We start from the raw sequence: 20,171 nt of genomic DNA, 5'->3' as shown, positions 1-20,171 counted from the left end.
GGGCGGGGTGAGGGGCTAAATCCAGACCATGAACAAACCAACACGGGCGAACCCTCGTCCGCAATGAGTGATATCGATGAGTGAAATTATTTACGGCATTCACGCCGTCCAGGCCCTGCTTGAACGTGCTCCGCAGCGTTTTCAGGAAGTCTTTATCCTGAAAGGTCGCGAAGACAAGCGCCTGCTGCCGCTGATCCACGCTGTTGAAGCGCAGGGGATCCCGGTGCAGGTGGCAAACCGCCAGTGGCTCGACGAGAAGGCCGAGGGCGCGGTACACCAGGGTATCATCGCCCGCGTGAAGCCGGGCCGCCAGTATCAGGAAAACGATCTGCCCGATCTGATTGCCGAGCACGAACGTCCATTCCTGCTGATCTTAGACGGCGTAACCGATCCACATAATCTCGGGGCCTGCCTGCGTAGCGCAGACGCTGCCGGGGTTCATGCGGTTATCGTGCCAAAGGATCGTTCCGCACAGCTGAACGCGACGGCGAAAAAAGTGGCCTGTGGCGCGGCGGAGAACGTTCCGCTTATCCGCGTGACCAACCTGGCCCGCACCATGCGCCTGCTGCAGGAAGAGAACGTCTGGATCGTCGGCACCGCCGGTGAAGCGGACCACACTCTGTTTCAGAGCAAATTCACCGGCCCAATGGCGCTGGTGATGGGTGCAGAAGGCGAAGGCATGCGCCGCCTGACTCGCGAGCACTGTGATGAGCTGGTCAGCATCCCAATGGCCGGGACCGTTTCTTCCCTGAACGTTTCCGTCGCTACCGGCGTTTGCCTGTTCGAAATCGTGCGTCAGCGCGGTTAATTAGCGTTATCTCTGCGGGGTGGAAACACCCCGTTTGTGATCCCCCTCCGCGCAGAACCCGCATCTCCGTCCATACTTAATGGCATTGCCACAGATGGAGGGCACAGGATGCGCTGGCAAACTCACACCGTTTTTAATCAACCCATACCCCTCAGCAACAGCAATCTTTTTCTTTCAGATATTCCGCTGCGAGAAGCCGTGAGCCGCGAAGGCGCAGGTTGGGACGTTGAGCTTCTGGCCAGCATCGGCCAGCAACTGGGTTCTGCAGAATCTCTGGAGCTGGGCAGGCTGGCAAACGTCAATCCGCCTGAGCTACTGCGCTTTGACGCTAACGGCGAACGGCTGGACGATGTTCGCTTCCATCCCGCCTGGCACCTGCTGATGCAGGGGCTTTTTGCAAATCGAGTTCACAATCTTGCCTGGCAGGAAGATGCGCGGCAGGGCGCTTTTGTCGCTCGTGCTGCCCGGTTCATTCAGCACGCTCAAGTTGAGGCGGGAACGCTTTGCCCGATCACCATGACCTTCGGCGCAACGCCGTTGCTGCTGCAGCATTTACCCAAAGCCTTTGACGCCTGGCGCAAGCCGCTGCTCAGCGATCGCTATGATGCGCATCTGCTGCCCGGTGGGCAAAAGCGTGGCCTGCTGATTGGTATGGGGATGACCGAGAAGCAGGGAGGTTCTGACGTGCTGAGTAACACCACGCGCGCCGAGCCGCTGGCAGGCAGAGGTTCTGGTGAAGCTTACCGGCTGGTGGGGCACAAATGGTTTTTCTCCGTCCCGCAAAGCGATGCGCACCTCGTCCTTGCTCAGGCTAAGGGAGGGCTGTCGTGCTTCTTCCTGCCGCATTTTCTGCCGGACGGCCAGCGCAATGCCGTTCGCCTTGAGCGGCTGAAAGACAAGCTCGGTAACCGTTCAAACGCCAGCAGTGAAGCCGAGTTTTGCGATGCCACCGCCTGGCTTATTGGTGAGGAAGGTGAGGGGGTACGCCATATCCTGAAAATGGGCGGATTTACCCGCTTCGACTGTGCGCTCGGCAGCCACGGCCTGATGCGGCGTGCGTTGTCGGTGGCCTTGTGTCACGCCCTCCAGCGGCAGGCCTTTGGCAAGACGCTTATCGAGCAGCCGATGATGCGCCAGCTACTGGGGAAAATGGCGCTTCAGCTTGAAGGCCAGACGGCATTTCTTTTCCGCCTTGCGCGAGCGTGGGAGTCGCCTGGTGACGCTCAGCAACTGGCCTACAGCCGCTTGTTTACCCCGGCAGCAAAATTCAGCCTCTGCAAAGCAGGTATTCCTTTTGTGGCTGAAGCGATGGAAGTCCTGGGCGGAGTGGGCTACTGCGAAGAGAGCGAGCTGCCGAGACTGTATCGCGAAATGCCGGTAAACAGCATTTGGGAAGGTTCGGGCAATATCATGAGTCTTGATGTGCTGCGCGTGCTGGCCAAACAGCCCGCGGTGATGGAGATGCTGCACGCCGAATTTGATGAGGTCAGAGGGCAAAACAGGCACTTCGATCGCAGCTGGCGACAGCTACAGCAGCGTTTGCGTAAGCAGCAGGAAGAACGGGGCAGAGAAATCACCCATCAATTGGCTAATCTTGCCTGTGGAGCACAATTACTTAAATTTCTTTCACCACCCGCAGCCGAAGCCTGGTGCCGAATGATGCTGGACGATAGGGGAGAATCGCTTTTGCCCGAGCAGGTCATCAGTGATGTGCTGCTGCGGGCAACGGGAGGTGTGGCTTAATAAGAAGGTGGGCCATCAGGCGTAGAGGATGGCCTGCGCCCGCCAGCTATCGGGCAGAGAGTTTTCCTGCATCTGAATAATGCGGTACCAGGAAGCACCCTGCTCGTCAGCTTTCAGCGCGATCATGCGCTCGACGTCCTGCGGGCTGCCGGCAATATCATTCACCGAAATTAATCCGATTTCGTTCAGGCCTGTCACGCAATCCGCGCTGGCAAACTCGGCGGACTGCGCCAGAGTCGGAATAAGGCCAACAGATAACAGCAGTGTAGTTAAGGCAAGAGATCGTTTCATTGTCAGTTCCTTATCAATTTACCCCGAAGTCACAGGGCAGTCCTTCGCTAACTTAAAGCTGACCTCACTTCCTGAGGGCGAGGTCCATTGTGCATAAGAAACGATCAAGCGGCGAAAAGCTGTGTAAATATCAATAAATAACGGCTATCGGGGCGGGCTATTTTCGATACAAAATAGCCTGTGCGTACCACTGGCCCGGTATGACCGTTTCATCGTTCATCACGATGAGATAATAATCGGCTTTTGCTGCTGCGGCTTTCTTCTTAATAATGGCTTCTGAGTCCATTGGAGAGCCGCGTACTACGGCGGTCACTGTGCCTATTTTTGTTAACTCCGCAGTCTGAGGGCGCTGTATTTCCTGCGGGTAATTCTTCAGCGGCGGGGCGGGCTGCGGCGTACCCTGAAGTACGCTGAAGTACGCTGCAGGCGCTGAGTAGCGCCGCCATAAATAGCACAGATAGCCGTAGCATGATGGTTTCTCGTTTCTTGACAGTCATAGTGTAGTTCCGGGTTTGGCCCTGAAAAGGGGGTATGTTCCCGATTTGTTATCTCAGGCGCGCTTTTCGCTGACTTTCGAATGAAAATCGATAACTAGATCTCATCGTTACAATAATCACTAACCTGCGTTACTTTCCCTGATATTTCACCGTAGGAGAAGAGTAGATGATCGAAATTTATAATGAGCGGTTAGCCGACGTAGAAGTTTTGCATGCGGTACCGACCGGGATGAAACAATCCCCGCTGCCTACGGTTATCTTCTACCACGGTTTTACCTCCTCAAAGCTGGTGTACAGCTATTTTGCGGTGGCGCTGGCACAGCAGGGATTTCGCGTTGTTATGCCGGATGCTCTCGACCACGGGGCCCGCTACAGCGGCGATGCTCATACTCGCCTGCAGCAGTTTTGGCCGATTTTAAAAAACAGTATTGATGAGTTCCCGGCTCTTTATCAGGCGCTGCTAAAGACGGATGGCGTTGCCGACGGCAGGCTTGCGGTGGGCGGAGCTTCAATGGGAGGAATGACGGCGCTGGGGGTTATGGCGCGTCATCCTGAAGTGCGCTGCGTCGCCAGTCTGATGGGCTCAGGTTATTTTGCGACGCTGGCACAAACGCTGTTTCCGCCACCGGTCGACGTGCGTGAAAAGGTGATTGCCGGGCTGGTGGATTACGACGTCGGTAAACAGCTTGAGCAGCTGGGCGACAGGCCGCTGTTGTTGTGGCACGGAGAGGATGATGACGTTGTGCCAGCCGTAGAAACGTTCAAACTGCAGCGGGCGCTGGCGGATAACAGGCTGGATAAAAATCTGACCTGCGTATGGGAGACGGGCGTCAGGCATCGCATCACGCCCGAGGCGTTAGAAACAACAAGCCAGTTTTTTGCCCGGTACCTCTAACGCTAGACCAGCATCATTTTCACACCACGATCCTGAAGTTTTTTTACGACTTCAGGGTCGGCCTGCTTGCCGGTAATGACCAGGTCTATCTGGTCTGCACGGCTAAAGAGCATACCAGCCCGTTGCCCCACTTTACTGCTATCGACTAGTACGGCAAGTTTCCCCACTACGCTGAGCATTTTCTGCTCCGCCATAGCGGTAAGCATATCGGTTTTATAGAGTCCTTCAGCGGTAAGTCCTTTGCCGCTGGTGAACATCCAGTGTCCTGCGTACAGCGACGTTTCACTCTCCTGCGGGCCGAGCGTAATCGAGTGGCTCTTATTGTACTGGCCGCCCATGATGACCACGCTGTCGTGCTCCTGCTCGATAAGATAATTTGCCAGCGGTAAGTAATTGGTGATGATTTGTACCGGTTTACCGCAAATCTGTTGGCCGAGTAAGAACGCTGTGGATCCGCAGTTAATAACCACGCTTTCTCCGGGATTCACCAACTGCGATGCGGCGTTGGCGATGCGTATTTTTTCATCGTGATTCTGAGCCAGATGAATATTCATCGGCGTCCAGCGCGGGCGTTGCTGGGTAATCGCCTCTGCGCCGTTGCGAACTTTCTTCAGTTTGCCGCTCTCATCAAGCTTGTTAATGTCCCTCCTCGCGGTTGCGGGAGAAACGCCCAGACGTTCAATTGCCTGTTCAACCGTAATAAACCCGGATTGCTGTAGCAGATCGAGCAAGATCTGGTGGCGCTGTGCTTCTGTCATGCGTAGTTCCGATGAGAGATGATAGAGAAAGATGATATTTGAAAATGTTTGAAATACCTATGGATAAACGAAAAAGCCGGACCTGTGTCCGGCTTTGCATCACAGGAATGACTTAAACGGCAAATCTGGCTCAAGGATAAAGCAGTCATCAAACCCACGTGGGTAGTGGTATTCAAAGTTATCTTTATCCTGTGGCCAGGTGAATTTGCCGCCTACCTGCCAAATGAACGGCTTAAAGCCGTATTTTAAACGATCTTTTTTCATCTCCCACAGCACGCGGATCTCCTGTGGGTCGGCCTGAAAATTGGACCAGATATCATGATGAAAAGGGATAACGACTTTTGCGTTAAGGGATTCGGCCATGCGAAGAATATCGGCACTGGTCATTTTGTCAGTAATACCGCGCGGGTTCTCGCCATAGGAACCTAATGCTACATCGATTTTGTGCTCGTTCCCGTGCTTCGCGTAGTAGTTAGAGTAGTGAGAGTCCCCGCTGTGATAGAGCGTTCCCCCTGGCGTTTTGAAGAGATAATTTACCGCGCGTTCATCCATGCCGTCGGGCAATATGCCTGCAGCCTTCTGCCCGACAGGCAGCGTAATCAGTGCGGTACGGTCAAATGCATCGAGGGCATGGATTTCGGTATCTTTTATTTTTACCACGTCGCCCGGCTTCATTACGATGCAGCGTTCGCGCGGCACCCCCCAGCTAATCCAGATATCCACGCAGGTTTGTGGCCCGATAAAAGGCACGTCTGTGGCACAGTTTTGCAAGACGGCAGCGGCAACGTTTACATCAATATGATCGTTGTGATCGTGCGTAGCTAGCACGGCATCGATCTCGCGAATCGCGAAAGGATCGAGTACAAATGGCGTCGTGCGAAGATTCGGCTGGAGCTTCTTAACGCCCGCCATGCGCTGCATCTGATGGCCTGCTTTCATTAACGGGTTAGCGTGACTCTGCTTTCCGGTACCGCACCAAAAATCCACGCAGATGTTTGCCCCCCCCTGGGATTTTAACCAGATTCCCGTACAGCCAAGCCACCACATTGCAAATGTCCCCGGGGCAACAACCTCTTGCTCAATCTCTTCATTAAGCCAGCAGCCCCACTCAGGAAAAGTATTCAGGATCCAGGATTCGCGGGTAATCGAAGCAACTTTACTCATCGGATATCTCCTTTCTAGTCATCATGTGATCATGTTGTGATTATTAATGATTCATATTGACATGATTAATCATCGAGAAGAAGCACTTTTTGATCGTATGGCTGAGATTCTAAAGAAGACAAGGAGCTTGATTATAAAGAATTAAAATGCTTTTTGTTTTGTATGTTTATGATTTTAAAGGGTTGTGTTTGCTGTTTAAAAGATAAAAGTCGCCACTTTAAGGCGGTGAGGAAATAAATTGCGGGATATCTCACAAATAATCATATTTGATCTTGTTGTGATTATTTTTGAAAAATAGAGTGTAGGTGCATTTTCAATCCGCCTGTTTCTAAGCAAGCAGGAAGCGACCACCTTACGGAGAGCTTTATGGAGATCCTTTATCGTGTCTTTACCCTCTTTTTTGATCAGGTAATGACTAACGCCCCGTTGCTGTTGGGGATCGTTACCTGTCTTGGTTACCTGCTGCTTCGCAAAAGTGCGAGCGTGATTATCAAAGGGACGATCAAAACTATCATCGGCTTTATGTTGCTCCAGGCGGGGTCCGGCATCCTGACCGGCACCTTCAAGCCGGTAGTGGCAAAAATGTCGGAGGTGTACGGCATTAACGGCGCTATTTCAGATACTTATGCATCTATGATGGCGACAATTGAAAAAATGGGTGATGCATACAGCTGGGTGGGATACGCGGTGCTGCTCGCGCTGGCATTGAACATCTGCTATGTGCTGCTGCGCCGCATCACCGGCATCCGTACCATCATGCTGACGGGCCATATCATGTTTCAGCAGGCGGGGCTCATTGCCGTCTTTTTCTTTATCCTCGGCTACTCGATGTGGACCACCATTATTTGTACCGCGGTGCTGGTGTCGCTTTATTGGGGTATCACCTCAAATATGATGTTCAAGCCGACGCAGGAGGTGACGGAAAACAGCGGTTTCTCCATTGGCCATCAGCAGCAGTTTGCTTCGTGGATTGCCTATAAAATTGCGCCATGGCTGGGGAAAAAAGAAGAAAGCGTTGAGGATCTCAAGCTACCCGGCTGGCTGAATATTTTCCACGACAACATTGTATCCACCGCCATTGTGATGACGCTTTTCTTCGGCGTAATCCTCTGTTCCTTCGGCCTTGATACCGTTCAGGCTATGGCCGGAAAAACGCACTGGTCTGTCTATATATTGCAAACCGGTTTCCAGTTCGCGGTGGCCATTTTCATCATCGTGCAGGGCGTTCGCATGTTTGTGGCCGAACTCTCAGAGGCTTTCAACGGTATTTCTCAGCGTTTAATACCCGGCGCCGTTTTGGCCATCGACTGTGCGGCCATTTACAGCTTTGCGCCAAATGCCGTGGTGTGGGGCTTCCTTTGGGGCACCGTCGGCCAGCTCATCGCGGTCGGGATTCTTATCGCCTGCGGCTCGTCGATCATGATAATCCCGGGCTTTATTCCTATGTTCTTCTCTAACGCCACTATAGGCGTCTTCGCTAACCATTTCGGCGGCTGGCGCGCCGCGCTCAAAATTTGCCTGGCCATGGGGATGATCGAAATCTTTGGCTGCGTCTGGGCGGTACACCTTACCGGGCTTAGCGCGTGGATGGGTATGGCTGACTGGTCGATTCTTGCACCGCCGCTGATGCAGGGGCTCACCCTTGGCCTGTGGTTTATGGGCATCGTTATCGCTATCGCACTGGTTTATATGTTCTTCGCCGGGCGTGCGTTACGCAAGGAGGAGGATATGCAACCTCTCACTGAAACTTCAGTTAACTAAAGGAATTGAGATTATGACCGTACGCATTCTCGCCGTTTGTGGTTGTGGGCAGGGCAGTTCCATGATTATGAAAATGAAAGTGGATCAATTTCTTACTCAACAAGGCGTTAACCACAGTGTGAATAGCTGTGCCGTGGGGGAATACAAAAGCGAATTGAGCGGTGCTGACATCATCATTGCGTCGACCCACGTTGCCAGCGAAATAACGGTGACGGGCAATAAATACGTGGTCGGTGTACGCAACATGCTTTCCGCTGACGACTTCGGCCCCAAGCTGATGGCGGTGATTGGCGAGCATTTCTCTCAGGACATGACGTAAGGAGTGGGTATGAAGCTACGTGATTCGTTGGCGAAAAACCACTCTGTACGCCTGCAGGTGGAGGCAAGTACCTGGCAGGAGGCCGTAGGGATAGGCGTTGATTTACTGGTAGAGGCTGGCGTTGTCGAGCCACGTTACTACCAGGCGATTCTCGACGGCGTGGCGCAGTTTGGTCCTTATTTTGTTATCGCGCCGGGCCTGGCTATGCCTCATGGCCGCCCGGAAGAAGGCGTTAAACAAACGGGGTTTGCGCTGGTGACCTTGAAAACACCGCTGATATTTAATCATGAGGACAATGACCCGGTAGACATCCTGATTACGCTGGCGGCGGTGGATGCCCATGCTCATCAGGAGGTTGGCATCATGCAGATTGTGACCCTGTTTGAAGACGAAGAAAACTTTGATCGTTTACGCGCCTGTCGCTCAGAGCAAGAGGTGCTGGATTTAATCGACCGCGCAACGGCGGCTGCATAAGGACTAGTCAATGACGCATTCATTACCGATGTTACAAGTGGCGCTGGATAACCAGACTCTGGCCGATGCCTACCGGACAACGAGCCTGATAGCCGAAGAGGTCGACATTATTGAGGTGGGCACCATTCTTTGCGTGGCAGAAGGCGTACGCGCCGTTCGCGATCTGAAAGCGCTCTATCCGCACAAAATCGTACTGGCGGACGCCAAAATTGCTGATGCAGGGAAAATTCTCTCGCGCATGTGTTTTGAAGCAAATGCGGACTGGGTAACGGTCATTTGCTGTGCCGACATCAACACTGCCAAAGGTGCCCTGGAAGTGGCCGGCGAATTTAACGGCGATGTGCAGATTGAACTGACCGGCTTCTGGACGTGGGAGCAGGCCCAGGCGTGGCGTGAGGCTGGCATTCAGCAGGTGGTTTACCACCGCAGTCGGGACGCTCAGGCCGCCGGAATTGCGTGGAGTGAGGAAGACATCAGCGCGATAAAGCGCCTTGCTGACATGGGCTTCAAGGTGACCGTAACCGGCGGGCTGGCGCTGGAGGATTTGTCGTTATTTAAAGGCATTCCTGTCCATGTCTTTATCGCCGGGCGCAGCATCCGTGATGTCGAAAACCCGGTCGAAGCCGCTCGTCAGTTCAAGCGCACCATTGCCCAATTCTGGGGCTAAGGAGGAACGATGTTAGACAAGCGGGTTCCACTGGGTATTTATGAAAAGGCGCTTCCCTCAGGGGAGTGCTGGCGGGAACGCTTAGCCCTGGCCGGCGAGCTGCATTTTGATTTTGTCGAAATGTCGGTAGATGAATCAGACGAACGACTGGCAAGGCTGGACTGGAGCCGTGAACAGCGTAGGGCGCTGGTGGAGGCTGTGGCTGAAACGGGCGTGCGCGTGCCGTCGATGTGCCTGAGTGCCCATCGCCGCTACCCGCTGGGCAGTGAAGATGATGAAGTGCGTAATCAGGGGCTGGAGATCATGGGCAAAGCGATCGTGCTGGCACAGGACGTCGGCATCCGTGTGATTCAGCTGGCGGGATACGACGTCTACTATCAGCAGGCAAATAATGAAACCCGCAGGCGTTTCCTTGATGGTTTGCAGCAGGCGTTGGAAATGGCGGCTCGCGCTCAGGTAACGCTGGCCATGGAAATCATGGATTCTCCACTGATGAATTCCATCAGTAAGGCGCTGGGCTATGCTCACTATTTAAATAATCCGTGGTTCCAGCTCTACCCTGATATTGGCAATCTCTCGGCCTGGGATAATGACGTGCAGATGGAGCTGCAGGCGGGCAGCGGGCACATTGTCGCCGTGCACGTAAAAGACACTCTGCCAGGCGTGTTTAAGAATGTGCCGTTTGGTACAGGCATTGTCGAGTTTGAACGCTGCTTCAGGACGCTACGGCAAAGCGGCTACCGCGGGCCGTATCTTATTGAGATGTGGAGTGAAACGGCCGCAGACCCTGTCGCCGAGGTGCGAGCTGCGCGAGACTGGGTACTGCTCAGAATGAAAAATGCAGGACTGCCGGTGGAGATAAACCATGTGGCAGCTTAAGCAGCAGGTATACGAGGCGAACATGGCGCTTCCGCTCCACGGACTGGTCACTTTCACCTGGGGTAACGTCAGCGCAATCGATCGAGATCGTGGCTGCATTGTTATAAAGCCAAGCGGCGTAGCATATGAACAGATGGCTGCGGATGACATGGTGGTTGTTAGCCTGAGCGGAGAGGTAATTGAGGGGCGTTACCGTCCCTCATCGGATACTGCGACACATCTGGCCCTTTATCAGCGTTATTCCGACATTGGCGGCGTGGTGCATACCCACTCGACCCACGCTACGGCCTGGGCTCAGGCGGGGAGATCGATTCCGGCACTAGGCACTACCCATGCAGATTATTTTTTTGGGGATATCCCTTGTACGCGTCCGCTAACCAGCGCTGAGGTGGCCGGAGAATATGAGCTCAACACCGGCAGGGTGATTATCGAAACCATAGGGCAGGCTAATCCTCTGCATACGCCCGGCGTTCTGGTTTATCAGCATGGTCCCTTCGCCTGGGGAGAGGACGCGGGGCAGGCTTTGCATAATGCTGTGGTGATGGAGGAAGTCGCCCGTATGGCCTGGATAACGGGGGAAATCAATCCAAAGCAAAAGGTGATTGATGACTATTTGATGAATAAGCACTTTCATCGCAAGCACGGGCCTGGTGCATATTATGGGCAGCCCAAATAAAAAAGCCCCCGCAAGCGGGGGCAAGTCAAACATGGATTTTTAGGTCGTGGTGTCTTCTCTGGTGTCTACGCGTACTCTTAAGCTACCGGTAGATATCTGCACTGACGTGCATGTTGCCGTTACTGCCGGGTTCTCTCATGATTATCGTGTGATAAAACGTCGCGTTGTGCTGGTCTGCATCCTGCTGGATGGCCGTTTCTGCTTCAGCGACGGTCGCAAAATTGTGGTTGATATAAATGACGCCAAGGCTTTGAACGTCGTCCATATTTCTGGCCTGCCGCCCGTCGATTTTGATGGCTGCCGACGCGCTGGCGCTTAAAAACAGTACTGCGGCAAGGGCAATTACGATGTTTTTCATGATGCGCTCCACTACAACAGATGTGTAATCAGTGGTCGTCGCTCCTGTTAATGGCTGTGGCGGCCTGTTATCAATAAGTGTAATCCCTGATGGCTGAATAAAAAGTGACCATTTCTGATGGTCTCTTTCAAAATATTTAGGCGATCCGCCGGTTTGTTTTGTAATTCACACGCTTAGCGACATCCGCAGAAATAAAGGGAATTTATTTGCTCGCGGCCTTGAGTTTAGTGGCCTGGATAAGTATGATTACGCGTCAATTTTTCAGCCGCAATTCAAACACGTTCCTTGCTTCCATGGGCCGCGGCTGACCCTGACAGGAGGCTGAATAATCCGTAAGGAGCAATTCGATGCGTCATTACGAAATCGTTTTTATGGTCCATCCTGACCAGAGCGAACAGGTTCCGGGCATGATCGAACGTTACACTGGTGCAATCACTGCAGCAGCAGGTACGATCCACCGTCTGGAAGACTGGGGCCGCCGTCAGCTGGCTTACCCGATCAACAAACTGCACAAAGCTCACTACGTTCTGCTGAACGTTGAAGCTCCGCAGGAAGCGATCGATGAGCTGGAAACTAACTTCCGCTTCAACGACGCCGTTATCCGCAGCATGGTTATGCGCGTTAAGCACGCGGTTACCGAAGCATCTCCAATGGTTAAAGCGAAAGACGAGCGCCGTGAGCGTCGCGATGATTTCGCTAGCGAAACCGCTGATGATGCAGATGCTGGGGATTCTGAAGAGTAATTCTGATGATGGCCAACCGCCTGGCGCTGTCTGGCACAGTGTGCAAGACGCCCCTTCGCAAGGTCAGCCCCTCAGGAATTCCACACTGCCAGTTCGTGCTTGAGCATCGTTCTGTGCAAGAGGAAGCCGGTCTTAACCGGCAGGCATGGTGCCGAATGCCGGTTATTGTTAGCGGGCACGCGAACCAGGCCATTACTCACAGTATAACGGTCGGTACGCAAATCACGGTTCACGGGTTCATTACTTGTCATCAGATGAAAAATGGCCTGAACAAAGTGGTATTGCATGCCGAGCAGATTGAATTGATAGATTCTGGAGACTAGCCATATGGCACGTTATTTCCGTCGTCGCAAGTTCTGCCGTTTCACCGCGGAAGGCGTTCAAGAGATCGACTATAAAGATATCGCTACGCTGAAAAACTACATCACCGAAAGCGGTAAGATTGTCCCAAGCCGTATCACCGGTACCCGTGCAAAATACCAGCGTCAGCTGGCTCGCGCTATCAAACGCGCTCGCTACCTGTCTCTGCTGCCGTACACTGATCGTCATCAGTAATCGGTCACGGTCCATTAATACGACTTTGAGAGGATAAGGTAATGCAAGTTATTCTGCTTGATAAAGTAGCAAACCTGGGTAGCCTGGGTGATCAGGTTAACGTTAAAGCGGGTTATGCTCGTAACTTCCTGGTACCACAGGGTAAAGCTGTTCCTGCTACCAAGAAAAACGTTGAGTTCTTCGAAGCACGCCGTGCAGAACTGGAAGCTAAACTGGCTGACGTTCTGGCTGCAGCTGCAGCTCGCGCTGAGAAAATCAACGCACTGGAAACCGTAACCATCGCGTCCAAAGCTGGCGACGAAGGTAAACTGTTCGGTTCCATCGGTACTCGCGACATCGCTGACGCTGTTACTGCGGCTGGCGTTGCTGTTGCTAAGAGCGAAGTTCGCCTGCCGAACGGCGTTCTGCGCACCACCGGTGAGCACGAAGTGGACTTCCAGGTTCACAGCGAAGTATTCGCTAAACTGACTGTAAACGTTGTAGCTGAATAATTTATTATTCACTGCTCGTAAAAACGCCAGCCTCGTGCTGGCGTTTTGCTTTTCAGGAACTGGTGGCGAAGTTCATCTCGATGAAATGTTTGAATGCGGGTTGAATTAAGAAGATAAAGTATCTCTTCTGGTTTACCCCAAACAGCCGAAAACCACGTTTTTCGGCTGTTTGTCACCAGTCTAAAAACGCCAGCCTCGTGCTGGCGTTTTGCTTTTCTAAGGTTTCAATTTTTACTGCGCGCGAATAAAGCTGCCGTTCGGCTGGCGGGTAAACAGCACCTGCTGCTCGTTGCCGATATCAATCGTTAAGCCCGTCACCACGCCGTTGGCATTTTGCCTGATTTGCACCATCTGCCCGGTTTGCAGATTACTCAGCGGCTTGCTATCCCCTTCCACCTGCGCCATGGCGTAAACGTCTGCCGGCGGCAAATTATGGTCACGGAACAGCTGGGCCATTGTCTGCCCGGAGGCTACGCGATAAGAGCGCCACTGCTGATCGATATCATTATTGTCGTGGGGGACGGGAGCCTGAGTTTGCTCCTCAAGGCGTTGAGGCTCAACCGGCGTGGCCGGTGCATTGCTGGTATTTGAAGAGGGAGCGAGTTCGGCCTGCATAGGCGACTGGGACTGCACGGAAAGCTGCGCGTCGCGCGTGACCGGACGGCTGGCGTCATCTGCGCCAGGCAGCAGGAAGCCGAGAATCACGAGCGCAAAGCCAATGATAATGCCTCGGCGATGCAGGGGAGGTAACGGATCCATCAAGCGGAAATGATCAGGTGCATGCCAAATCCGCGTAAGCCATGGTTTAACAGCGAATTGCATTGGCAACCCTCCTCGAAGTAATACTTTTCCAGTATAGACTCGTCATACTTCAAGCTGCTGGTATGTGGGCTACAGCTCGAATTATGTAGAGTATAAACGCTAACTGCTTGATGCCTGAAGCAATCCTGGTTTCCGTGACGGCAAACCGCAATTTTACGCCCGATTAAGCTATTGTTCCCGTTTCGTTTGCATTTGTCACCTTTCCTCCGTTGCCATTTACCCTGCGTATTGACGCTGTTATGCTTCGGGCTTGCTTTTAAACATCATGAAAGGAAAATCCATGACAACCCCTTCTTTTGACAGCGTCGAAGCGCAAGCAAGTTACGGTATTGGTTTACAGGTAGGCCAGCAGCTGAGTGAATCAGGCCTGCAAGGTTTACTGCCAGAAGCGCTGGTCGCAGGTCTCCGTGACGCGCTGGAAGGGAATGCCCCGGCCGTTCCTGTTGACGTTGTACACCGCGCCCTGCGTGAAGTTCATGAGCGTGCGGATGAAGTGCGTCGTGAGCGTCAGAAAGAGCTGGCTGTAGAAGGCCAGAAATACCTGACGGAGAACGCAGAGAAAGAAGGCGTGAGCAGCACCGAATCCGGCTTGCAGTTCCGCGTTATCACCCAAGGCACCGGCCCGATTCCTGCCCGTAAAGATCACGTGCGCGTGCACTACACCGGCAAGTTAATCGACGGCACCGTCTTCGACAGCTCCGTACAGCGTGGCGAGCCGGCAGAGTTCCCGGTAAGCGGCGTTATCGCGGGCTGGATTGAAGCGCTGACCCTGATGCCGGTAGGCTCCAAATGGGAACTGACTATTCCACACAACCTCGCTTACGGCGAGCGCGGTGCGGGTGCTTCTATCCCGCCATTCAGCACCCTGGTCTTTGAAGTCGAGCTGCTGGAAATTCTGTAAAGTCCTCAGAACCCCGCCGAGCGCGGGGTTTTGCATTGCCTGATAATAAACTAGCGTGATTTTATCTTGCATTAACCCGTTTTACGGGTATTTTTGTGAGCTATATCCCGCTGTGAATGCGATTTCACACTCAAATAAAACAAAAAATTAACATTACCCTTGTGCTTATTATTTATCCCGCCGATTCTTACCTCGTATCACGCAAACAACATCACGTAAAAACAGTTCACGGGCCAGTAGAGCCTGAAAAAACAGACAGGTACAGGAAAATACTAACATGGTAGATCAGGTCAAAGTCGCGGACGAAGCTCAGGCTCCGACCGAGCAGTCGCTGCGGCGTAATTTAACAAACCGTCATATCCAGCTTATTGCCATTGGGGGTGCCATCGGCACCGGCTTGTTTATGGGGTCAGGCAAAACCATCAGCCTTGCGGGGCCGTCCATCATCTTCGTCTACATGATAATCGGCTTCATGCTGTTCTTCGTGATGCGAGCGATGGGCGAGCTGCTGCTATCGAATCTGGAATATAAGTCGTTCAGCGATTTTGCCGCGGATTTACTGGGGCCGTGGGCGGGGTATTTCACCGGCTGGACGTACTGGTTCTGTTGGGTGGTGACCGGCATGGCGGACGTGGTAGCGATAACCGCCTACGCCCAGTTCTGGTTCCCCGGGCTTTCTGACTGGGTCGCTTCTCTGGCGGTCGTGCTGGTCTTGCTGAGCCTGAACCTGGCCACCGTGAAGATGTTCGGTGAGATGGAGTTCTGGTTCGCGATGATCAAAATCGTCGCCATCGTTGCGCTGATCGTCATCGGCCTGGTGATGGTGCTGACCAGCTTCCATTCTCCGTCCGGCGTTGAGGCTTCCTTTAATAACCTCTGGAACGACGGCGGCTGGTTCCCTAAAGGTATCAGCGGCTTCTTTGCCGGATTCCAGATAGCGGTCTTTGCCTTCGTCGGCATTGAGCTGGTGGGGACCACGGCGGCTGAAACCAAAGACCCGGAGAAATCACTGCCGCGCGCGATTAACTCGATCCCGCTGCGTATCATTATGTTCTACGTCTTCTCGCTGATCATCATCATGTCGGTGACGCCGTGGAGCTCCGTTGTGCCGGATAAGAGCCCGTTCGTTGAGCTGTTCGTGCTGGTCGGCCTGCCGGCAGCGGCGAGTATCATCAACTTTGTGGTGCTGACGTCTGCCGCTTCCTCCGCGAACAGCGGCGTGTTCTCTACCAGCCGTATGCTGTTTGGCCTGGCGCAGGACGGCGTAGCGCCTAAAGCGTTCGCCAAGCTCTCCAAACGCGCGGTGCCGGCGAAAGGGTTAACCTTCTCCTGTATCTGCCTGCTGGGCGGCGTGGTGATGCTCTACGTGAACCCGAACGTGATTGCTGCCTTCACCATGATCACCACGGTTTCCGCGATTCTGTTCATGTTCGTCTGGACTATTATTCTTTGCTCGTACCTGGTGTACCGCAAACAGCGTCCTCACCTGCATGAGAAGTCCATCTACAAAATGCCGCTGGGCAAGCTGATGTGCTGGGTGTGTATGGCGTTCTTCGTCTTTGTGATTGTTCTGCTGACGCTTGAAGACGACACCCGTCAGGCGCTTATCGTGACGCCGCTGTGGTTCGTGGTGCTGGGCGCCGGCTGGCTTTTCATCAGTAAGAAACGTCAGGCAAATATCCGGAAATAGACGCGTTAGAATACGTGCTAAAAAAAACCTCTCCCCAAAAGGGAGAGGTTTTTAGTGAGGGAAAAATCGTAGTTATTCGCCGCTTAACGCTCTTGGGAACAGGACGTTATTCTCCAGGCTGATGTGGTTCATCAGGTCCTCAATCAGTTCATTGATCCCGTTATACATCGCTTTCCATGTCGTGCAGGCTTCCGGCGGCGGCGTCACGTTATTGGTGGTGTGTTTGATAACCTCCAGCAGCTCGCCTGCATCATCATGCTCGCTTTCCATCACGCTGATTGGCCCACCGGCCTGAGTGCCCATGCCCTGTTTAATCATCGGGAACAGGATCTGCTCTTCTTTCATCATATGGCTGCTCAATTCCTGATGCAGCATGGTGAGGTATTTTGCCAGCCCTTTCGGTACGTTTGGCTTATCGGCGTGCACCCGCTCGACCTTGGTTGCCTGCAGAATCAGCTCCGGCAGCTGCTCGCGATGGCGGTCGTGGAAGCGCACAATGATGTGATCGATGATCTCTGCCAGCGGAGCTGCACGCCAGTCTTTCTCCGCCGGTTCTTCGGCTAACGCGGCGAGCTGAGCCTCAATGTCTTCCAGGTTGAGTTCTTTACGTGTTGCCGCGCGCAGCAGCGTCTGCTTGCCGCCACAGCAAAAATCCAGATCCAGTTTACGGAATAGCGCAGAGGCGCGGGGAATCGTCAGCGCCAGTTCGCCCAGGGGTTGATCGCGATAGGCCATAGCAGGCTCCTCATAGTGAAATATAAGATGTATTTTAAATGCATCTTTATGTGAGCACTATAACCCTTTCGGAGCAGCGTTCATAGCGAGACATGGATCACAAAAAAAGTTTTTTCCTTAACATACTGAATGATTACAAAAAATCCCCAGAAATGGTGGTTTGTTGGGAGGGGAAGCATAAATAACCCGGGGACGCTGCCGATAGTTAGACGTCGGACAATACCTGCATAAGAAAAGGCTACACATGTTTAAAAGAATGAAAGTTATTACCTTACTCATTACCGTATTGATTGTGCTGGGCGCTATGCAGCTACTGTCAGCCACGGTTTTCATCAATGCCCTCAACAACGATAAGAACAACTTCACCGTTTCTCAGCTTTCCAGCCAGAACGTGGCTGAATTTACCGACGCCTGGATAGGCCTTAACCAGGCACGTGTGACGCTGAACCGAGGCATGCTGCGCATTCAGGGCAGCATGGCCAACCAGATTAACGGCGGGCAGCTCCAGGAACTCGTCGCGACGGCCAACGCGCTGCTTGCGGAGGCGCAAAGCCATTTTGAGAAATACCAGGCGCTGCCGGATACCCCAGGATTACGTCCACACCTGAGCGATGAACTGGAAGAGCAGTATCGCAACTACTCTTCCACGCTCGCCAGAATGAACACCTTCCTCGCGCAGGGCAACCTGGAGCAAATGTTCAAGCAAAATGCGGAACAGAAGCAGGTTGCGATGCAGAAGGTCTACCGTGAATGGCGTGACGAACAGGCGGAGCTTTCCAGCGAAGGCGTTCGCGATAATCAGGCCGACTATCAGCGGATTCTGTGGATCCTCCGCGTCGTCATGCTCGGCGTGATTGGGGTGATTGTGATGAGCTGGGTGGCGATGCGCCGCGTCCTGCTGATGCCTCTGCGTGACGTGATGGACCATATTCGTGCCATTGCTGCAGGCGACCTGACCCAGCCGATTGAGGCCCAGGGCAAAAACGAAATGGCGCTGCTGGCAAGCAGCGTACAAGAGATGCAGGCCTCGTTGGCGAATACGGTCAGCGTGGTTCGCGATGGCGCCGACACGATTTATACCGGTGCCGGTGAAATTTCCGCTGGCAGCAACGATCTCTCTTCTCGTACCGAGCAGCAGGCGGCTTCGCTGGAAGAAACGGCGGCCAGCATGGAACAGCTTACGGCCACGGTGAAGCAAAATGCCGATAACGCCCGCCAGGCGTCACGCCTTGCGCTGGATGCCTCCACGACCGCGAAGAAAGGCGGTAACGTAGTGGAAGGCGTGGTGCGGACGATGGATGAAATTGCCACCAGTTCCAGCAAAATTGCCCAAATTACCAGCGTGATCGACGGTATTGCTTTCCAGACCAACATTCTGGCCCTTAACGCCGCGGTAGAAGCCGCAAGAGCGGGCGAGCAGGGGCGTGGTTTTGCCGTGGTTGCCGGTGAGGTGCGTACGCTTGCCCAGCGCAGCGCGCAGGCGGCGAAAGAGATTAAAGCCCTGATTGACGATTCCGGCGAGCGCGTAAATGCGGGTTCCGATCTGGTCAATGAAGCCGGTAAAACGATGGCGGAAATCGTCAGCGCCGTTACTCGTGTCACCGATATTATGGGCGAAATTGCTTCTGCGTCTGACGAACAAAGCCGGGGTATCGATCAGGTCGGGCAGGCTGTGGCGGAGATGGACCGCGTGACCCAGCAGAATGCCTCGCTGGTAGAAGAGTCCGCGGCCGCAGCATCTGCGCTTGAGGAGCAGGCTTCTCGTCTTAACGAAGCGGTGGCGGTGTTTAAAATTAACCGTCGCTCTCCGGCGCAGGTGAAAGTTGCTCAGGCCAAAACGCCGCAGCTGAAAACAAAACAGGCGATGCCGGTTTCGGATGCGAACTGGGAAACCTTCTAAAAAATCCCGGCTACGCTAAGCCGGGATCTCTTTCTCTCAGGCCGGGCTAAACCCCGGCTTTTTTATGTCCCGGAAACCTGAACCACCGTCGTTTTTTCTGGTTTGGATCGCACCGCCAGCACCACGCCAATCGTCAGGCATAACACTCCGCAAAGCGTTAACAGCGGCGGCCAGCTTTGGCGAATCATAAAGGTGTAAGCCAGGCCGGCTAAGGTCTCAAAGACGATCAGCGGGCCGACAATCACCGTCGGCAGGCGCTGGCAGGCGATGTTCCAGCACAGATTGCCCAGCCACGAACAGAGAATGGCAATCGCCAGCATCAAAGTAATAAACACTTCAGGGCGCGGGCCGAAGGGCAGGGTAAAGTCCGTCTCGTGGCTGCCCATCCAGATGCACACGGCGATATAGCCGATAAGCGAAAACGGCAGCGTGGAAAGCCCCTGAACCGTGGCCCACATCATCGGGTTTTTGTCCGGGTTCTCTCGCAGCCAGCGGGCATTGCGCAGGGCATACCAGGCCCAGCAGGCCACCGAAACAAACGCCAGCAGAATACCGCTCACGTAGCGCCACCAGCTGAAATCGGCCTGCTCGCCGCGAAGTTCGGCGGTATTCACCATGATCAAACCAGCGGCAATCACCACCAGCGCCGGGGCAAGACGCCGCCACGGCAGCTTCCCATCCCTTTTGCTGTACAGCAGGTTAGCAAAAACAGGGATAACGACCGGCAGCGTGCCGATGATCATCGTCGCGATAGGCGCCCCGGTACGTTGAATGGCGCTCGCCAGGCAGACGTAATAAATCAGATTCCCCACGCTTGAGAGCTTCAGGGCGGTAAACCAGTCCTGGCGGCTCAGCTCGCGCAGGCGTTTGCGCCCAAGCCAGGCGATGGGAATAGCAATCAGCCCAAGGGCTAAATAACGGCCGGTCGACTGCAGGGCCGCCGGGTAGTCCGGGACAATAATCGGCCCAACGAAAATTAATCCCCACATCAGCCCCGCCAGCAGGGCGTACAACACACCACTTAACATCTTCATTTCCTGCAAC

Annotated in this window: 23 protein-coding genes and 1 pseudogene; 16 read left to right on the top strand and 8 right to left on the bottom strand. The window is 53.9% G+C overall.

The features are described from left to right. The first annotated feature begins 76 nt into the window (after positions 1–76). Together rlmB and JT31_RS09830 are read left to right on the top strand one after the other, a co-directional pair. Positions 77–808, top strand: a complete 732-nt coding sequence (gene rlmB / locus JT31_RS09835; RefSeq protein WP_038476193.1) for a 23S rRNA (guanosine(2251)-2'-O)-methyltransferase RlmB — start codon at positions 77–79, stop codon at positions 806–808. A 108-nt stretch (positions 809–916) separates the two neighbouring features. Continuing rightward, positions 917–2,551, top strand: coding sequence for an isovaleryl-CoA dehydrogenase (locus JT31_RS09830; protein ID WP_038476190.1), 1,635 nt, complete (start codon positions 917–919; stop codon positions 2,549–2,551). Between the two features lie 15 nt (positions 2,552–2,566). Here the strand turns inward: JT31_RS09830 and yjfN are convergent, their stop codons facing one another. After that, the gene (yjfN, locus tag JT31_RS09825; RefSeq protein ID WP_038476187.1) at positions 2,567–2,842 is read right to left on the bottom strand and encodes a DUF1471 family protease activator YjfN; all 276 of its coding nucleotides are present in this window, start codon (positions 2,840–2,842) and stop codon (positions 2,567–2,569) included. Positions 2,843–2,999: 157 nt separating this feature from the next. Continuing rightward, positions 3,000–3,339 (bottom strand): annotated as a pseudogene (gene bsmA / locus JT31_RS09820) (biofilm peroxide resistance protein BsmA). Positions 3,340–3,505: 166 nt separating this feature from the next. Between bsmA and yjfP the strand changes: the two are divergent. Then, positions 3,506–4,234, top strand: coding sequence for an esterase (gene yjfP / locus JT31_RS09815; RefSeq protein WP_038476184.1), 729 nt, complete (start codon positions 3,506–3,508; stop codon positions 4,232–4,234). Positions 4,235–4,236: 2 nt separating this feature from the next. Here yjfP and ulaR read toward each other — a convergent pair whose 3' ends face one another. Further along, entirely contained in the window at positions 4,237–4,992 is a 756-nt protein-coding gene (ulaR, locus tag JT31_RS09810; protein ID WP_038476181.1) for an HTH-type transcriptional regulator UlaR, read from the bottom strand. A gap of 99 nt (positions 4,993–5,091) precedes the next feature. Further along, complete coding sequence (gene ulaG / locus JT31_RS09805) at positions 5,092–6,156, bottom strand: L-ascorbate 6-phosphate lactonase (RefSeq protein ID WP_038476178.1); 1,065 nt, start codon at positions 6,154–6,156, stop codon at positions 5,092–5,094. Between the two features lie 366 nt (positions 6,157–6,522). On the opposite strand from ulaG, the gene ulaA reads away from it, so the two are divergent. From ulaA to JT31_RS09775, 6 genes are read left to right on the top strand one after another with little or no spacing between them, the layout of a single operon-like run. Further along, on the top strand, positions 6,523–7,917 hold the full coding sequence (gene ulaA, locus JT31_RS09800) for a PTS ascorbate transporter subunit IIC (protein WP_038476175.1): 1,395 nt from the start codon (positions 6,523–6,525) through the stop codon (positions 7,915–7,917). Positions 7,918–7,930: 13 nt separating this feature from the next. Continuing rightward, a complete protein-coding gene (gene ulaB, locus JT31_RS09795) occupies positions 7,931–8,236 on the top strand; it encodes a PTS ascorbate transporter subunit IIB (RefSeq protein ID WP_038476172.1) in 306 nt (101 codons plus the stop codon). A gap of 9 nt (positions 8,237–8,245) precedes the next feature. Continuing rightward, the gene (ulaC, locus tag JT31_RS09790; RefSeq protein ID WP_038476169.1) at positions 8,246–8,710 is read left to right on the top strand and encodes a PTS ascorbate transporter subunit IIA; all 465 of its coding nucleotides are present in this window, start codon (positions 8,246–8,248) and stop codon (positions 8,708–8,710) included. Between the two features lie 10 nt (positions 8,711–8,720). After that, a complete protein-coding gene (locus tag JT31_RS09785) occupies positions 8,721–9,377 on the top strand; it encodes a 3-keto-L-gulonate-6-phosphate decarboxylase UlaD (protein ID WP_144244040.1) in 657 nt (218 codons plus the stop codon). 9 nt (positions 9,378–9,386) lie between these two features. Then, positions 9,387–10,256 carry an L-ribulose-5-phosphate 3-epimerase gene (locus JT31_RS09780; protein WP_038476166.1) on the top strand — a complete coding sequence of 290 codons (870 nt, stop codon included), beginning with the start codon at positions 9,387–9,389 and terminating at the stop codon, positions 10,254–10,256. Next, positions 10,243–10,932 carry an L-ribulose-5-phosphate 4-epimerase gene (locus JT31_RS09775; protein WP_038476164.1) on the top strand — a complete coding sequence of 230 codons (690 nt, stop codon included), beginning with the start codon at positions 10,243–10,245 and terminating at the stop codon, positions 10,930–10,932. The genes JT31_RS09780 and JT31_RS09775 overlap by 14 nt, the downstream gene beginning before the upstream one ends. An 82-nt stretch (positions 10,933–11,014) precedes the next feature. Here the strand turns inward: JT31_RS09775 and yjfY are convergent, their stop codons facing one another. After that, the gene (yjfY, locus tag JT31_RS09770; RefSeq protein ID WP_038476161.1) at positions 11,015–11,290 is read right to left on the bottom strand and encodes a DUF1471 family protein YjfY; all 276 of its coding nucleotides are present in this window, start codon (positions 11,288–11,290) and stop codon (positions 11,015–11,017) included. Positions 11,291–11,637: 347 nt separating this feature from the next. Between yjfY and rpsF the strand changes: the two genes are divergently transcribed. From rpsF to rplI, 4 genes are read left to right on the top strand one after another with little or no spacing between them, the layout of a single operon-like run. After that, positions 11,638–12,033: a 30S ribosomal protein S6 gene (gene rpsF / locus JT31_RS09765; RefSeq protein ID WP_038476158.1), complete on the top strand. Its 396-nt coding sequence runs from the start codon at positions 11,638–11,640 to the stop codon at positions 12,031–12,033. Positions 12,034–12,041: 8 nt separating this feature from the next. Further along, the gene (priB, locus tag JT31_RS09760) at positions 12,042–12,356 is read left to right on the top strand and encodes a primosomal replication protein N (RefSeq protein ID WP_008460409.1); all 315 of its coding nucleotides are present in this window, start codon (positions 12,042–12,044) and stop codon (positions 12,354–12,356) included. A gap of 4 nt (positions 12,357–12,360) precedes the next feature. Further along, on the top strand, positions 12,361–12,588 hold the full coding sequence (gene rpsR, locus JT31_RS09755; protein WP_000135199.1) for a 30S ribosomal protein S18: 228 nt from the start codon (positions 12,361–12,363) through the stop codon (positions 12,586–12,588). Between the two features lie 41 nt (positions 12,589–12,629). After that, complete coding sequence (gene rplI, locus JT31_RS09750) at positions 12,630–13,079, top strand: 50S ribosomal protein L9 (RefSeq protein WP_008460412.1); 450 nt, start codon at positions 12,630–12,632, stop codon at positions 13,077–13,079. A gap of 231 nt (positions 13,080–13,310) precedes the next feature. On the opposite strand, the gene JT31_RS09745 is transcribed toward rplI, so the two are convergent. Further along, complete coding sequence (locus JT31_RS09745) at positions 13,311–13,907, bottom strand: OapA family protein (RefSeq protein ID WP_038476148.1); 597 nt, start codon at positions 13,905–13,907, stop codon at positions 13,311–13,313. Between the two features lie 274 nt (positions 13,908–14,181). On the opposite strand from JT31_RS09745, the gene fklB reads away from it, so the two are divergent. After that, positions 14,182–14,802, top strand: a complete 621-nt coding sequence (gene fklB / locus JT31_RS09740) for an FKBP-type peptidyl-prolyl cis-trans isomerase (RefSeq protein ID WP_038476145.1) — start codon at positions 14,182–14,184, stop codon at positions 14,800–14,802. A gap of 277 nt (positions 14,803–15,079) precedes the next feature. Next, a complete protein-coding gene (cycA, locus tag JT31_RS09735) occupies positions 15,080–16,492 on the top strand; it encodes a D-serine/D-alanine/glycine transporter (protein ID WP_038476142.1) in 1,413 nt (470 codons plus the stop codon). Between the two features lie 72 nt (positions 16,493–16,564). Here cycA and ytfE read toward each other — a convergent pair whose 3' ends face one another. Continuing rightward, positions 16,565–17,227 carry an iron-sulfur cluster repair protein YtfE gene (gene ytfE / locus JT31_RS09730; RefSeq protein WP_038476139.1) on the bottom strand — a complete coding sequence of 221 codons (663 nt, stop codon included), beginning with the start codon at positions 17,225–17,227 and terminating at the stop codon, positions 16,565–16,567. A 244-nt stretch (positions 17,228–17,471) separates the two neighbouring features. On the opposite strand from ytfE, the gene JT31_RS09725 reads away from it, so the two are divergent. After that, positions 17,472–19,127 (top strand): methyl-accepting chemotaxis protein, encoded by a 1,656-nt coding sequence (locus JT31_RS09725; protein WP_038476136.1) that lies wholly within the window; start codon positions 17,472–17,474, stop codon positions 19,125–19,127. 62 nt (positions 19,128–19,189) lie between these two features. Here JT31_RS09725 and JT31_RS09720 read toward each other — a convergent pair whose 3' ends face one another. Then, positions 19,190–20,155 carry a DMT family transporter gene (locus tag JT31_RS09720; protein ID WP_038476133.1) on the bottom strand — a complete coding sequence of 322 codons (966 nt, stop codon included), beginning with the start codon at positions 20,153–20,155 and terminating at the stop codon, positions 19,190–19,192. Positions 20,156–20,171 lie beyond the last annotated feature (16 nt).

Source organism: Cedecea neteri, assembly GCF_000757825.1.
GTDB lineage: Bacteria > Pseudomonadota > Gammaproteobacteria > Enterobacterales > Enterobacteriaceae > Cedecea > Cedecea selenatireducens.
The sequence above is the reverse complement of the archived record's forward strand: the minus strand, read 5'-3'. Positions and strand labels throughout refer to the sequence as shown.